The following is a 15,654-nucleotide window of genomic DNA, read 5'->3' on the forward strand; positions in this document are numbered from 1 at the left end:
CGCGTCGCATTCCCACGCATTACACGAGCAACGAGACATGAGCCACTTCCTTGACCGACTCACGCACTTCTCCCAGCCCAAGGAGGGTTTCGCCGACGGCCACGGCGTCACCACCGGCGAAGACCGCACCTGGGAGGATGCCTATCGCGCCCGCTGGCAGCACGACAAGATCGTGCGCTCCACGCACGGCACCAACTGCACGGGCTCGTGCTCTTGGAAGATCTACGTCAAGGGCGGCATCGTCACGTGGGAGACGCAGCAGACCGACTACCCGCGCACGCGGCCTGACCTGCCCAACCACGAGCCCCGTGGCTGCGCCCGCGGCGCCAGCTACAGCTGGTACCTGTACTCGGCCAACCGCGTGAAGTACCCCATGGTGCGCGGCCGGCTGCTCAAGCACTGGCGAGCGGCGCGCGCCGTGGCCCAGAGCCCGGTGGATGCGTGGGCGAGCATCGTGGAGAACAGCGATGCGCGGCGCGAGTGGCAGCAGCAGCGCGGCTTGGGCGGCATGGTGCGCAGCACCTGGGACGAGGTCAACGAGATCATCGCCGCGGCCAACGTCTACACGGCCAAGAAGCACGGGCCGGACCGCATCATCGGCTTCTCGCCCATACCGGCCATGTCCATGGTCAGCTACGCGGCGGGCTCGCGCTACCTCTCGCTCATCGGCGGCGTGTGCATGAGCTTCTACGACTGGTATTGCGACCTGCCGCCCGCCAGCCCGCAGACCTGGGGCGAGCAGACCGACGTGCCGGAATCGGCCGATTGGTACAACAGCAATTTCATCATCGCCTGGGGCTCCAACGTGCCCCAGACGCGCACGCCCGACGCGCACTTCTTCACCGAGGTCCGCTACAAGGGCGCGAAAACGGTGGCGGTGACGCCGGACTACTCCGAGGTCGCCAAGCTGTGCGACTTGTGGATGCACCCCAAGCAGGGCACCGACGCGGCGCTGGCCATGGCCATGGGCCACGTCATCCTCAAGGAGTTCTACTTTGACAAGCGCAGCGCGTACTTCGACGGCTACGCGCGCCGCTACACCGACCTGCCGTTGCTGGTGCAACTCGAAGAGCAGGCGCTCGCGGACGGCTCCACGGCGCTCGTGCCCGCGCACTACCTGCGTGCCAGCGATTTCAACGGCCACCTCGGCCAGGCCGAGAACCCGGAGTGGAAGACGGTGGCCATCGACGAGGCCGGCAAGGTCGTGCTGCCCAACGGCTCCATCGGCTTTCGCTGGAGCAAGGCCCAGGGCCAGTGGAACCTGGAGGCCAAGGAAGCCCGCCACGGCCAGGCCGTGAAGCTCAGGCTCTCCGCGCTGGAAGGCGAGGGCGTGGACGGCCTGGAGGCCGAGACCGCCCTGGTCGCCTTCCCGTACTTCGGCGGCCTGGACACGCCGCACTTCACGGCCAACAAGTCCGCCGGCGACGTGATCCGCCGCGCCGTGCCGGTGCAGCGCATCCGCCTGGGCAAGGCGGGCGAGCAGCGCAGCGCGCTGGTGGCCACGGTGTTCGACCTGCTGGCGGCCAACTACGGCGTGGCGCGCGGCCTGCCCGGCGAGAACGCGGCCCAGAGCTACGACGACGACCATCCCTACACGCCCGCGTGGCAGGAAAAGATCACCGGCGTGCCGCGCGAGCAGGCCATCACCGTCGCCCGCCAGTTCGCCGACACCGCCGACAAGACGCATGGCAAGTCCATGATCATCATCGGCGCGGCCATGAACCACTGGTACCACGCCGACATGAACTACCGCGGCGTGATCAACATGCTCATGCTGTGCGGCTGCATCGGCCAAAGCGGCGGCGGCTGGGCGCACTACGTCGGCCAGGAAAAGCTGCGGCCCCAAACGGGCTGGACGGCCCTGGCCTTCGCCCTGGACTGGCTGCGCCCGCCGCGCCAGATGAACTCCACCAGCTTCTTCTACGCCCACACCGACCAGTGGCGCTACGAGCGGCTGGGCGTGGACGAGATCCTCTCGCCGCTGGCCGACAAGGCCAAATTCGGCGGCAGCCTGATCGACTACAACGTGCGCGCCGAGCGCATGGGCTGGCTGCCTTCCGCGCCCCAACTGCAGACCAACCCGCTGACGCTGGCCGCCGCGGCGGCGGCCCAGGGCCTGGAGGCCAAGGACTTCGTGGTCCAGGGCCTCAAGGACGGCTCGCTCAAGATGAGCTGCGAGGACCCGGACCACCCCGACAACTGGCCGCGCAACATGTTCGTGTGGCGCTCCAACATCCTGGGCTCGTCGGGCAAGGGCCACGAGTACTTCCTCAAGCACCTGCTGGGCACCACGCACGGCGTGCAGGGCAAGGACCTGGGCGCGGACGACGCCAAGCCCACCGAGGTGAAGTGGCACGCCCAGGCGCCTGAAGGCAAGCTGGACCTGGTGGTCACGCTGGACTTCCGCATGAGCACCACCTGCCTGTACTCGGACATCGTGCTGCCCACGGCCACCTGGTACGAGAAGAACGACCTCAACACCTCCGACATGCACCCCTTCATCCACCCGCTCTCGACGGCGGTGGACCCGGCGTGGCAGGCCAAGTCGGACTGGGAGATCTACAAGGGCTTCGCGAAGAAGTTCAGCGAGGTCTGCGTCGGCCACCTGGGCGTGGAGAAGGAGGTCGTGCTCACGCCGCTGATGCACGACACCGCCGCCGAGATGGCGCAGCCCTTCGGCGTGAAGGACTGGAAGAAGGGCGAGTGCGAGCTCATCCCCGGCAAGACGGCGCCGTCCATCGCCGTGGTCGAGCGCGACTACCCCAACACCTTCAAGCGCTTCACGGCGCTGGGCCCCTTGATGGAGAAGGCGGGCAACGGCGGCAAGGGCATAGGCTGGGACACCAAGGACGAAGTGGCCCAGCTGCGCGAGCTCAACGGCGTGGTGCAGGACAGCGGCGTCTCCAGGGGCATGGCGAAGATCGAGTCCGACATCGACGCCGCCGAGGTCGTGCTGATGCTGGCGCCCGAGACCAACGGCCATGTCGCCGTCAAGGCGTGGGACGCGCTTTCCAAGCAGACGGGCCTGGAGCACGCGCATTTGGCGCTGCACCGCGAGGACGAGAAGATCCGCTTCCGCGACATCCAGTCGCAGCCGCGCAAGATCATCAGCTCGCCCACGTGGTCGGGGCTGGAAAGCGAGAAGGTCTCCTACAACGCCGGCTACACCAACGTGCACGAGCTCATTCCCTGGCGCACGCTCACCGGGCGGCAGCAGTTCTACCAGGACCACGACTGGATGCGCGCCTTCGGCGAAGGCTTCGTGGCCTACCGTCCGCCCGTGGACCTCAAGGCCGTGAGCCCGGTGATGGACCGCATGCCCAACGGCAACAAGGAGATCGCGCTCAACTTCATCACGCCGCACCAGAAGTGGGGCATCCACTCCACGTACAGCGACAACCTGATGATGCTCACGCTCAACCGCGGCGGCCCGGTCATCTGGCTCAGCGAGGTGGACGCGAGGAAGGCCGGCATCGTGGACAACGACTGGGTCGAGCTCTTCAATGCCAACGGCGCCATCGCCGCGCGTGCGGTGGTGAGCCAGCGCGTCAACGAGGGCATGACGCTCATGTACCACGCGCAGGAGAAGATCATCAACACGCCCAGGGCGGAGATCACGGGCACGCGGGGCGGCATACACAACTCGGTGACGCGCATCGTCACCAAGCCCACGCACATGATCGGCGGCTACGCCCAGTACAGCTACGGCTTCAACTACTACGGAACCATAGGCACCAACCGCGACGAGTTCGTCGTGGTGCGCAAGATGGCCAAGGTGGACTGGCTGGATGACGAGCCCGTTGCGGCCGCACACGCCTGACCCGCACCCGGGAAGAAACGGAGTACCGACATGAAAGTACGTGCTCAGATCGGCATGGTCCTGAACCTGGACAAGTGCATCGGCTGCCACACCTGTTCCGTCACCTGCAAGAACGTCTGGACCAACCGCAAGGGCCTGGAATACGCCTGGTTCAACAACGTCGAGACCAAGCCCGGCATCGGCTACCCCAAGGAGTGGGAGAACCAGGACAAGTGGAACGGCGGCTGGAGTCGCAACGCCGACGGCTCGATCGAGCCGCGCCAGGGGGGCAAGTGGAAGCTGCTCATGCGCATCTTCGCCAACCCCAACCTGCCGCAGATCGACGACTACTACGAGCCCTTCACCTTCGACTACGACCACCTGCAGTCCGCGCCGGAGAGCAAGGCCGCCCCCACGGCGCGCCCGCGCAGCCTGATCACGGGCCAGCGCATGCAGAAGATCGAATGGGGGCCGAACTGGGAGGAGATCCTCGGCGGCGAGTTCGCCAAGCGCAGCAAGGACGCGAACCTCGCGACCTTCGAGGCGGCGCAAAGGGAGATCGTCGGCCAGTTCGAGAACACCTTCATGATGTACCTGCCGCGGCTGTGCGAGCACTGCCTCAACCCGGCCTGCGTCGCATCGTGCCCGTCCGGCTCCATCTACAAGCGCGAGGAGGACGGCATCGTCCTCATCGACCAGGACAAGTGCCGCGGCTGGCGCATGTGCGTCTCCGGCTGCCCCTACAAGAAGATCTACTACAACTGGGAGACGGGCAAGGCCGAGAAGTGCATCTTCTGCTACCCGCGCATCGAGGCCGGGCAGCCCACGGTGTGCTCCGAGACCTGCGTGGGCCGCATCCGCTACCTGGGCGTGCTGCTCTATGACGCGGACCGCATCGAGCAGGCCGCCAGCATCGAGCACGACAAGGACCTCTACCAGGCGCAGCTCGACATCTTCCTGGACCCCGACGACCCGCGCGTGATCGAGCAGGCCCGCGCCGACGGCATCCCCGAGGCGTGGCTGGAATCCGCGCGCAGGAGCCCGGTCTACAAGATGGCCGTGGAGTGGAAGGTGGCGCTGCCGCTGCACCCCGAGTACCGCACGCTGCCCATGGTGTGGTACGTGCCGCCGCTGTCGCCCATCACGTCCGCCGCGCAGGCCGGGCACCTGGGCACCAATGGCCAGATCCCGGACGTGCAGCAGATGCGCATCCCCGTGCAGTACCTGGCCAACCTGCTGACGGCCGGCGACGAGAAGCCCGTGGTGCGCGCGCTGGAGCGCATGCTGGCCATGCGCGCCTACCAGCGCGACAAGCATGTGGAGGGGCGCGAGAACCTGTCGGTGCTCGCGCAGGTCGGCCTGGATCGCGCCGAGGTCGAGGCCATGTACCAGGTGATGGCCATCGCCAACTACGAAGACCGCTTCGTCATCCCGACGGCGCACCGCGAGTACGCCGAGAACGCCTTTGACGTGCGCGGCGGCTGCGGCTTCAGCTTCGGCAACGGCTGCTCGGACGGCGCGGGCGAAACCAGCCTGTTCGGCGCCAAGAAGCGCCGCACCATTCCCATCCAGGCCAGCGTCTGAGGCCAGGGGAGCAAGCGATGTTCAACAAGGCTAGGAACCACCGGCTCACCGCCCGCGTGCTCGCGGCGTTGCTGGGCTACCCGGGCGCCGAGCTTCGCGCCGCGCTGCCGCAACTGGCGCAGGCCCTGGACGAGGAGGGCGCGCTGCCCGCGGCGCGCCGCGACGAGCTGCGCGCGCTCATGGCGGGCCTGCAGCGCGGCGACGCCTACGAGCTGGAGGAGCGCTACGTCGAGACCTTCGACCGAGGCTGCGCCACCTCGCTGCACCTGTTCGAGCACGTGCACGGCGATTCGCGCGAACGCGGCCCGGCCATGATCGACCTGCTGCAGACCTACGAGCGCGCCGGCCTGTACTTGGGCGACGAGGAGTTGCCCGACCACTTGGGCGTGGTGCTGGAATTCGCCTCGACGCAGCCGCCGGCGGTGGCGCGGGAGTTCCTGGGCGAGATGGCGCACATCCTCAATGCCGTCTTCAGCGCGCTGCTCCAGCGCGGCAGCCCCTACGCCTGCGTGCTGGGTGCCGTGCTGGAGCTGGCCGGCGAGAAGCCGCAGGCCGTGGCGGTGCAGGCCGACGAGCCCCTGGACGAGGCCTGGGCCGAGCCGCCCGCCTTTGACGGCTGCAGCACGCGCGGGCAGTCCGCGCCCGGCCAAGCCCAGCCCATACACGTCGTGCGCAAGAACGCCGCCCACGCGGCACCCGCCCAAGGAGCGCAAGCATGAAAGCCCTGGACCATTTCTTCTTCGGCCTCTATCCCTACCTCTGCCTGGCCGTCTTCCTCGTCGGCAGCCTGATCCGCTTCGACCGCGACCAGTACACGTGGAAGAGCGACTCCTCGCAACTGCTGCGCGGCGGCAGCCTGCGCGTGGGCAGCAACCTGTTCCATGCCGGGGTGCTGTTTCTGCTGTTCGGCCACACGGTGGGCATGCTCACGCCGCACGCGCTGTATGAGCATCTCATGGGTGCGGGCACCAAGCAGATGATCGCCATGGCCAGCGGCGGCATCGCCGGGCTGCTGGCCTTCACCGGCGTGAACATCCTGCTCAACCGCCGGCTGTCCGACGCGCGCATCCGCGCCACGTCCAAGACCAGCGACATCGTGCTGCTGGTGCTGTTGTGGATTCAACTGGCGCTGGGCCTGGCGAGCCTTCCGTTCTCCGCCCAACACCTGGACGGCAGCGTGATGCTGGTGCTCTCCGATTGGGCGCAGCGCGTGGTGACGCTGCGCGTGGACGGGGCGGAGCTGGCCTCGGTGGGCTGGGTGTTCAAGCTGCACATGATCCTGGGCATGACGCTGTTCCTGGTGTTCCCCTTCACGCGGCTGGTGCACGTGTGGAGCGGGCTGGCCTCGGTGGCCTACGTGCTGCGTCCGTACCAGGTGGTGCGCAGCCGGCGCTTGAACCTGCCGGCGGGCCACCTGGCGCCGCGCCGCACGCTGGAAAACACCGTGGGCCGTCCGGCCGTGAGCGTGCACGGCAGTGCCGCGCCGGCCAGCGTGCAGCCGTCGCACGGACGGGGTTGAAACCAGGCCGCAACCAAGGAGCCCACCATGAGCGGATGTGCAGGCAACTCAGGCGACGGCTGCGGATGCAGTTGTGGCGGCGCGCGCCTTCAGGCGCGCGAGTCTGAAGTGATGGACGAGGCCGTGGCCGCCATGCTGGCCGTGCCACCACCGGTGGAGGCTGACAGGCCCGTGGCCCGCGTCAACGGCATCGCGCTGCATGCGCCGGGACAGCGGCCGGAGGAGGCGGCGCTGCGCCAGCGTGCGTACAGCGAGCTGCTGCGCCAGGCGGCGTTGGGCGCCGGCTTGCTGGACGCGGCGGACGTGCCGCAGCTCGACGGCAGCATGAGCGCCGCGGCGTCGCTGGCCATAGAGGCGTTGCTGGAGCGCGCGCTGCAACTGCCCGTCATCGACGAGGCCGCGTGCCGCCGCCACCACGCGGCCCAGCCGCGGCGCTTCGGCGGGCCGGAGCGTGTGGCGCTGCGCCATGTGCTGTTCGCCGTCACCCCGGGCGTGGACCTCAACGCGCTGCGCAAGCGCGCCGAGGCGCTGCTGCTGGAGCTGCGCTGCGCCTCGGCGCAGGACGGCGCGTTCGGCAAGGCCGCCGCCGAGCTGTCCAACTGCCCAAGCGGCGCGCACGGGGGCGCGTTGGGCGAGCTCACCGCGGCGGACGTGGTGCCGGAGCTCGGCAAGGAAATCTTTGGCCACGCCGAGGTCGGCGTGCTGCCGCGCCTGGTGCACAGCCGGCATGGCTTGCACGTGGTGGAGGTGCTCAAGCGGGAGCTGGGCGATCCGCCGCCGTTCGAGCAGGTGCACGCCGCGGTGGCCCAGTCCATGCGGCAGCACGCCTGGGTGCTGGCGCTGCGGCAGTACCTGCAACGGCTGGCGGGCACGGCCGAGCTGGCGCATGTCAGCCTCGACGGGGCCGATACGCCGCTGGTGCAATGAGCACGGCCGGGTCGCGGTACAGGCCACCGCGGGCCTTGGGCTAACGGCGCGCCCGGCCATGGCATGAAGCCGTGGCGCCCGCGCCGCCCCATCAAGCTCACCGGCGGGCCTTCGAGGTGAGACAGTTGAGGGCGCGGACGGCACGCTGAATATCGGCAATGGGGATTATGTCAACCTGATTGTGCAAGCGCTGTCGCCGCGGGTGGGCTTTTTGGGGCCCTTGATGGCTTTCCCCGGGCAGGCGGCGTGCTGAGACGTGTCACTGGCTGCGCCGGCACCGCCTGCCCTGCGCTGGAGTTTCCATGTCCCCCGTCATCCACAGCCTCCTGGAGACCGATCTCTACAAGTTCACGATGTGGCAGGCCATGCTGCACCGGCACCCGCGCACGCAGGCCGAATACCACTTCGTGTGCCGCAACCGCGAAAGCGCCGACCTGGGCGCGCTGCTGCCGCAGGTCGAGCAGGAACTGGACGCGCTGTGCAGCCTGAGCTTCAGCAAGGCCGAGTTGGCCTACCTGCGCTCGCTACGCTACATCAGCCCGGACTTCGTGGACTTCCTGCGCATCTTCCGCTTCCAGCGCGAGTTCATCCGGGCTTGGGCCGACGGCGATGAGCTGCACATCGTCGCCGAGGGCCCGCAGGTGCACGTGATGGCGTTCGAGATCTACGTGCTGGCCATCGTCAGCGAGCTGCACTACCGCCGCTTCGACGCCGAACCGGCGCTGGCCGAAGGCCGGCGCCGCCTGCGCGCCAAGCTTGAAACGCTGCAGGCCTTCGACGCGGAGCCCAAGCGCCGCAATCCCTTCGACCTGTTCGACTTCGGCATACGCCGCCGCTTCAGCGGCCCCTGGCATCGCGAGGTGGTGGACGCTTTCCGGCGCGCCGTGCCGCAGTACTTCAAGGGCACGTCCAACGTCTTCCTGGCCGCCGAACTGGACCTCGTGCCCATAGGCACCATGGCCCACGAGTACCTGCAGATGTACCAGGCGCTGGGCGTGCGGCTGCGCGACCACCAGAAGGCCGCGCTGGAAGACTGGGTGCAGGAGTACCGCGGTGACCTGGGCACGGCGCTGACCGACGTGGTGGGCATGCGCGCCTTCCTCTCCGACTTCGACCTCTACTTCGCCAAGCTTTTCGACGGCCTGCGCCACGACTCCGGCGATCCCTACTGGTGGGGCGAGCTGGCCCTGGCCCATTACGACAAGCTGCGCATAGACCCCGGCACCAAGCGGCTGGTCTTCTCCGACGGCCTGGACGTGGACAAGGCCCTGGCCCTGTACCGCCACTTCGCCGACCGCACGCAGTGCGGCTTCGGCATCGGCACGCACCTGACCAACGACCTGGGCCTGCCCGCGCTGAACATCGTCATGAAGCTGGTGCGCTGCAACGGCCAGCCCGTGGCCAAGCTCTCCGACTCGCCGGGCAAGACGCTGGCCACCGACGCCACCTTCCTGGCCTACCTGCGCCAGGTCTTCGACGCCCCGGCGGCCTGACGCCGGCTGGCCGCGTCCGGCCGTCGCCACCAAGGCACTTCATTTGCTGCGCGCCGCTGGGCCTTGAACCCGGCGGCTGCCCGCCTTGCGCCGCAGCCCTGTCCTTTGCACGTCCCATCCTGGTGCCGTTCTCCGTGCGCAGCCGCGGGGCGGTGCCGCATGCCCGGGCCGTTGTCCTGCCGGCGGCGTAACGCCTCGCGCGCCCCCGCGCGGCCTTGCCGACGCCTGCCGCAGCCCTGCGCGCATGCACTTTCGCGGGTTCCCAGCGCCTCGGCGTGGTGGGAGCACCACTGCTGCGCTGCAACATGCCGGCAAAACCCGTAGAATGAACGTTCATTCAGTAAAAACCATTCCGGGTGTGCTTCGCGCCCGCGTTGCCACTCCTTACGCCATGCACATGCTGCGTCCTCCTTACCGCCTCACTTTTTCCACCACCTTGCTGGCGCTGGCCTGCACGGCTGTCGTCATGCTGGCGGGCTGTTCCAAGGAACAGCCCGCCGCCGCGCCGGCCACGCCGCCGCCGGCCCAAGTGGGCGTGATGACGGTGCAGGCTCAGCCGCTGACGCTGCGCACCGAGCTGGCCGGGCGCACCACGCCCTACCTCGTGGCCGAGGTGCGGCCGCAGGTGGGCGGCATCATCCAGAAGCGGCTGTTCGAGGAAGGCAGCTTCGTCAAGGCGGGCCAGACGCTCTACCAGATCGACCCCGCCACGCTGCAGGCCGACCTGGAAAGTGCCCGCGCCACGCTGGCCAAGGCGCAGGCCAATCTCGCCACGGCCGACCTGCGCGCGCGCCGCTACGACGAGCTGGTCACCATCGACGCCGTGAGCAAGCAGGCCCGCGACGATGCGCAGGCCCAGCTGCTGCAGGCCAAGGCCGACGTGGCCACGGCCAATGCGGCGGTGAAGACGGCGCAGATCCGCGTCGACTACGCCCGCGTGAGCGCGCCCATCTCCGGCATCGCGGGCCGCTCCACCGTCACGCCGGGCGCCCTCGTCACCGCCACGCAAACCGCGCCGCTGGTGACCGTGCAGCAGCTCGACCCCATCTACGTGGACATCCAGCGCGCCAGCGCCGAGCTGCTGCAACTGCAGCGGGCCTTTGCTTCCGGCAAGCTGCAGCGCCTGGACGGCAACCGCGCCCGCGTCAAGCTGCAGCTCGAAGACGGCAGCACCTTCCCCGTGGAAGGCACGCTGAAGTTCGCCGAGGCCACCGTGGACCCCACCAGCGGCAACGTCACGCTGCGCGCTGTCTTCCCCAACCCCAAGGGCACGCTGCTGCCGGGCATGTACGTGCGCGCGCTGCTGGACGAGGGCACGACGCAGCAGGCCATCCTGGTGCCGCAGCGCGCCGTCACGCGCGACCCCAAGGGCAACGCCCTGGCCATGGTGCTGGGCGACGACGGCAAGGTGCAGCCGCGTCCGCTCAAGGTGGACCGTTCCGTGGGCGACCAGTGGCTGGTGACCGACGGCCTCAAGCCGGGCGACAAGCTCATCGTGGACGGGCTGCAGAAGGTGCGCCCGGGCGCGCCCGCGCGCGGCGTGCCGGCGGAGGCCGCGTCGGCGCCGGCTTCCGGCGTCCCCGGCGCGCTGGCCGGTGCCGCCTCCGGCGCGCCGACCTCGGGTGCCGGCGCCGCGCCCGCGGCCGCTGCTTCTTCCGCTTCCGGCGTCAACGCGACGACCGCCGCCAACTGACACGCTGAAGGCGCCTTCACATGTCCCGCTTCTTCATCGATCGGCCCATCTTCGCGTGGGTGATCGCCATCATCATCATGCTGGCCGGCGCGCTGGCCATACGCACGCTGGCCATCGAGCAGTACCCGCCGATCGCGCCGCCGCAGATCACCATCAACGCCGTGTACCCCGGCGCCTCCGCCAAGACGCTGGAGGACACGGTGACGCAGATCATCGAGCAGCGCATGAAGGGCCTGGACGGCCTGACCTACATGTCGTCCACCAGCGACGCGCAGGGCAACGTCGCCATCACGCTGACCTTCGACGCCCGCACCAACCCCGACATCGCGCAGGTGCAGGTGCAGAACAAGCTCGCCGCCGCCACCTCGCTGCTGCCGCAGGAGGTGCAGCGCCAGGGCGTGCAGGTGGTCAAGAGCCGCGTCAACTTCCTGATGGTGCTGGGCTTCGTGTCCGAGGACGGTTCCATGAACCGCACGGACATCTCGGACTACGTCTCCTCGCAGCTCATAGACCCGCTCAGCCGCGTCCCCGGCGTCGGTGAAGTCACTTTGTTCGGCGCCCAGTACGCCATGCGCGTGTGGCTGGACCCGGGCAAGCTCGACCAGTACAAGCTCACGCCCGCCGACGTGGCCGCGGCCATCAAGGCGCAAAACGCGCAGGTGTCCGCCGGCCAGTTGGGCGCCGCGCCCGCGCAGGCCGGCCAGCAGCTCAACGCCACGGTGACGGCGCAGACGCGCCTGCAAACGCCGCAGCAGTTCGAAGGCATCCTGCTGCGCACCACGACCGAAGGCGGCCAGGTGCACCTGCGCGACGTGGCGCGGGTGGAAATCGGCGCCGAGACCTACTCGCTGGAGTCCCGCTACAACGGCAGCCCCGCCGCCGGTGTGGCGCTGCGCCTGGCCACTGGCGCCAACGCGCTGGACACGGCCGACGCCGCCCGCGCCGCGCTGCAGCGCCTGGAAAAGAACTTCCCCGCCGGCATGAAGGCCGTGGTGGCCTACGACACGACGCCTTTCGTGCGCCTGTCCATCGAGGAGGTGGTCAAGACGCTGATCGAGGCCGTGGTGCTCGTGTTCCTGGTGATGTTCCTGTTCCTGCAGAACTTCCGCGCCACGCTGATCCCGACGATCGCCGTGCCCGTGGTGCTGCTGGGCACCTTCGGCGTGATGTCGGTGGCGGGCTTCTCCATCAACACGCTGACCATGTTTGGCCTGGTGCTGGCCATCGGCCTGCTGGTGGACGACGCCATCGTGGTGGTGGAAAACGTCGAGCGCGTGATGACCGAGGAGGGCCTGTCGCCCCGCGACGCCACGCGCAAGTCCATGCAGCAGATCACCGGCGCGCTGATCGGCATCGCCCTGGTGCTGTGCGCGGTGCTGGTGCCCATGGCCTTCTTCGGCGGCTCCACCGGCGTGATCTACCGCCAGTTCTCCATCACCATCGTCTCGGCCATGGCGCTGTCGGTGCTGGTGGCGCTGGTCCTCACGCCCGCGCTGTGCGCGACCATCCTCAAGCCCGTCAAGAAGGGCGAGCACCACGCGCACGGCCGCTTCTTCACCTGGTTCAACCGCACTTTCGACCGGGGCACCAACGGCACGCAGCGCAACGTCTCGCGCATCCTCTCGCGCCGCGGCCGCTGGCTGCTGGTGTACGGCGTGATCGTCGCGGGCCTGGCCGTGCTCTTCGTCCGGCTGCCGCAGTCCTTCCTGCCGGACGAGGACCAGGGCATCCTGTTCACGCAAATCCAGTTGCCCGCCGGCGCCACGCAGCAGCGCACGCTGCAGGTGATCGAACGCGTCGAGAAGCACTTCCTGGAGAAGGAAAGCTCGCGCGTGCAGTCCATCTTCACCGTGGCGGGCTTCAGCTTCGCCGGCCGCGGCGAAAACATGGGCATCGGCTTCGTCCGCATGAAGGACTGGAGCGAGCGCAAGGGTGCCGAGAACAGCGTGCGCGCCATCGCCGGCCGCGCCATGGGCACCTTCATGCAGTGGCGCGACGCCATGGCCTTCGCCTTCGCGCCGCCCGCGGTGATCGAGCTGGGCAACGCCACGGGCTTCGAGTTCTACCTGCAGGACCAGGCCGGCCTGGGCCACGAGGCGCTGATGCAGGCGCGCAACCAGTTCCTGGGCATGGCGTCCAAGGAGCCGTCGCTGGTGGCGGTGCGGCCCAACGGGCTGGACGACTCGCCGCAGCTGCGCATCGACGTGGACCAGGCCAAGGCCGGCGCGTTGGGCGTGTCGGTGGCCAGCATCAACGACATGCTCGCCAGCGCCTGGGGCGGCTCCTATGTGGACGACTTCATCGACCGCGGCCGCGTCAAGCGCGTCTACATGCAGGCCGACGCCCCTTTCCGCATGCAGCCCGAGGACCTCAACGACTGGAAGGTGCGCAACGCCTCCGGCCAGATGGTGCCCTTCAGCGCCTTTGCCAACGCGCACTGGGAGCTGGGCTCGCCGCGACTGGAGCGCTTCAACGGCGTGAGCGCGGTGCAGATCCAAGGCCAGGCCGCGCCGGGCACGAGCTCCGGCGACGCACTCAAGACCGTGGAGCGGCTGTCGGCGCAACTGCCGCCGGGCTTCGGCATCTCGTTCAGCGGCCTGTCCTACCAAGAGCGCATCTCCGGCTCGCAGGCGCCGGCCCTCTACGCCATCTCCATCCTGGTCGTGTTCCTGTGCCTGGCGGCGCTGTACGAAAGCTGGTCCATCCCCTTCGCGGTGATGCTGGTGGTGCCCCTGGGCGTGTTGGGCGCGGTGCTGGCCGCCTTCGGCCGCGGCTTGAGCAACGACGTGTACTTCCAGGTCGGCCTGCTGGTGACCGTGGGCCTGTCGGCCAAGAACGCCATCCTGATCGTGGAGTTCGCCAAGGACCTGATGGAACAGGGCCAGGGCATCGTGGAAGCGACGCTGGAGGCGGTGCGGCTGCGCCTGCGGCCCATCCTGATGACGTCGCTGGCCTTCGGCCTGGGCGTGCTGCCGCTGGCGCTGGCCACCGGCGCCGGGTCCGGCTCGCAGAACGCCATCGGCACCGGCGTGTTGGGCGGGATGCTGGCCGCCACGCTGCTGGGCATCTTCTTCGTCCCGCTGTTCTTCGTCGTCGTCCGCAGCCGCTTCAAGGGCAAGACGGCGCCTTCCGCGGCTGGCGCCGCCTCCGCTTCGGTGGCGGGTGACCATGCCTGAGCAAGCCATGAATAGAAACTTCCCCCGACTGGCCGCGGCGGCCGTGGCCGCCCTCGCCTTCCTCAGCGGCTGCGCGAGCCTGGCGCCCACCTACGAGCGTCCGGCCGCGCCGGTGCCGGCGCAACTGGGCAGCACCACGGCCGATACCGCCGCCGCAGCTACGCCCGTGGCCGACATCGGCTGGCAGTCCTTCTTCGGCGACGAGCGGCTGCAAAAGGTGATCGCGCTGGCGCTGGAGAACAACCGCGACCTGCGCATCGCCGCGCTCAACATCGAGCGTGCCCGCGGCCTCTACGGCGTGCAGCAGGCCGACCTGCTGCCCTCCGTGGGCGTGGCCGCCGGCCAGACCGCGCAGCGTGTGCCGGGCGACCTCAGCACCAGCGGCCAGGCCCGCGTCACGCGCCAGTACAGCGCCACGCTGGGCTTCAGCGCCTACGAGCTGGACCTGTTCGGCCGCGTGCGCAGCCTCAACGACGCCTCGCTGCAGCAGTTCCTCTCCAGCCAGGAGGCGCGCCGCGCCACGCACATCGGCCTGGTGTCGCAGGTGGCGGCAAGCTGGCTGACGCTGGCCGCCGACCGCCAGCGCCAGTCGCTGGCCGAGGCCACGTTCAAGAGCCAGTCCGACACGCTGCGCCTGACGCAGCGGCGCTTCGAGCTGGGCGTGTCGTCGGACCTGGACGTGCAGCGCGCCCGCACCACGGTGGAAACCGCCCGCGCCGACGCCGCGCGCTACGCCGGCCAGGTGCAGTCCGACCTGCAGTCGCTGCAGTTGGTGGTGGGCCGGCCCGTGCCGGCCGAGCTGCTGCCCAACGAGCAGGCGCTGTCGCTGGCCTTCGCACCGCTGCCCGCGGGCCTGTCGTCCGAGGTGCTGCTGCAGCGGCCGGACGTGGCGCAGGCCGAGCGCGACCTGCAGGCGGCCAACGCCACCATTGGGGCGGCGCGCGCGGCCTTCTTTCCCCGCATCTCGCTCACCGCGTCCATCGGCACGGCCAGTTCCTCGCTGTCCGGCCTCTTCGGCGCGGGGTCGGGCATCTGGAGCTTCGTGCCGCAACTGGCGCTGCCCATCTTCGACCAGGGCCGCAACCGCTCGAACCTGCAGGTGGCGCAGGCCGACCGCGACATCCGCGTGGCGACCTATGAGCGCAGCATCCAGTCGGCCTTCCGCGAGGTGGCCGAGGGGCTGGCGCAGCGCGAAAGCCTGGTGGAGCAGCTTGCCGCGCAGCAGTCGCTGGAAGAAGCGGCACAGCGGGCGCAGTTCCTGTCGCAGGCGCGATTCGAGCGCGGCGTGGACGATTTCCTGAGCGTGCTGGACGCCCAGCGCTCGCTCTACACGGCGCAGCAGGGGCGCATCACCACGGCGCTGGCGCAGCAGATCAACGCCGTGACGCTGTACAAGGCGCTGGGCGGCGGCTGGGAGGCTTCCACCCGCACGGCGTCCACCGCCGCCGGCGGAGCCCGCTGAC

At 69.3% G+C, this 15,654-nt stretch carries 9 protein-coding genes; all 9 read left to right on the top strand.

The genetic code is table 11. The features are described 5' to 3' along the window. Positions 1-37 precede the first annotated feature (37 nt). The 9 genes from SM757_RS18750 (at position 38) to SM757_RS18790 (ending at position 15,653) form a co-directional block, all read left to right on the top strand. Positions 38-3,820 carry a nitrate reductase subunit alpha gene (locus SM757_RS18750; protein ID WP_322466657.1) on the top strand — a complete coding sequence of 1,261 codons (3,783 nt, stop codon included), beginning with the start codon at positions 38-40 and terminating at the stop codon, positions 3,818-3,820. A gap of 30 nt (positions 3,821-3,850) precedes the next feature. Continuing rightward, a complete protein-coding gene (gene narH, locus SM757_RS18755; RefSeq protein WP_322466658.1) occupies positions 3,851-5,383 on the top strand; it encodes a nitrate reductase subunit beta in 1,533 nt (510 codons plus the stop codon). 17 nt (positions 5,384-5,400) lie between these two features. Beyond that, positions 5,401-6,102, top strand: coding sequence for a nitrate reductase molybdenum cofactor assembly chaperone (gene narJ, locus SM757_RS18760; protein ID WP_322466659.1), 702 nt, complete (start codon positions 5,401-5,403; stop codon positions 6,100-6,102). After that, positions 6,099-6,902, top strand: a complete 804-nt coding sequence (gene narI, locus SM757_RS18765; RefSeq protein ID WP_322466660.1) for a respiratory nitrate reductase subunit gamma — start codon at positions 6,099-6,101, stop codon at positions 6,900-6,902. Before narJ ends, narI begins: the two co-directional genes overlap by 4 nt. A gap of 27 nt (positions 6,903-6,929) precedes the next feature. Further along, positions 6,930-7,829 carry a peptidylprolyl isomerase gene (locus tag SM757_RS18770; RefSeq protein WP_407655778.1) on the top strand — a complete coding sequence of 300 codons (900 nt, stop codon included), beginning with the start codon at positions 6,930-6,932 and terminating at the stop codon, positions 7,827-7,829. Positions 7,830-8,131: 302 nt separating this feature from the next. Continuing rightward, on the top strand, positions 8,132-9,322 hold the full coding sequence (gene pncB, locus SM757_RS18775) for a nicotinate phosphoribosyltransferase (RefSeq protein ID WP_322466661.1): 1,191 nt from the start codon (positions 8,132-8,134) through the stop codon (positions 9,320-9,322). A 391-nt stretch (positions 9,323-9,713) separates the two neighbouring features. Next, entirely contained in the window at positions 9,714-11,015 is a 1,302-nt protein-coding gene (locus SM757_RS18780; protein WP_407655779.1) for an efflux RND transporter periplasmic adaptor subunit, read from the top strand. A 20-nt stretch (positions 11,016-11,035) separates the two neighbouring features. Beyond that, positions 11,036-14,191 (top strand): efflux RND transporter permease subunit, encoded by a 3,156-nt coding sequence (locus SM757_RS18785; protein WP_066332856.1) that lies wholly within the window; start codon positions 11,036-11,038, stop codon positions 14,189-14,191. After that, on the top strand, positions 14,184-15,653 hold the full coding sequence (locus tag SM757_RS18790; RefSeq protein WP_322466663.1) for an efflux transporter outer membrane subunit: 1,470 nt from the start codon (positions 14,184-14,186) through the stop codon (positions 15,651-15,653). The genes SM757_RS18785 and SM757_RS18790 overlap by 8 nt, the downstream gene beginning before the upstream one ends. The last annotated feature ends 1 nt before the right edge of the window (position 15,654 follow it).

It is taken from the genome of Azohydromonas lata (genome assembly GCF_034427735.1).
Lineage (GTDB): Bacteria > Pseudomonadota > Gammaproteobacteria > Burkholderiales > Burkholderiaceae_C > Azohydromonas > Azohydromonas lata.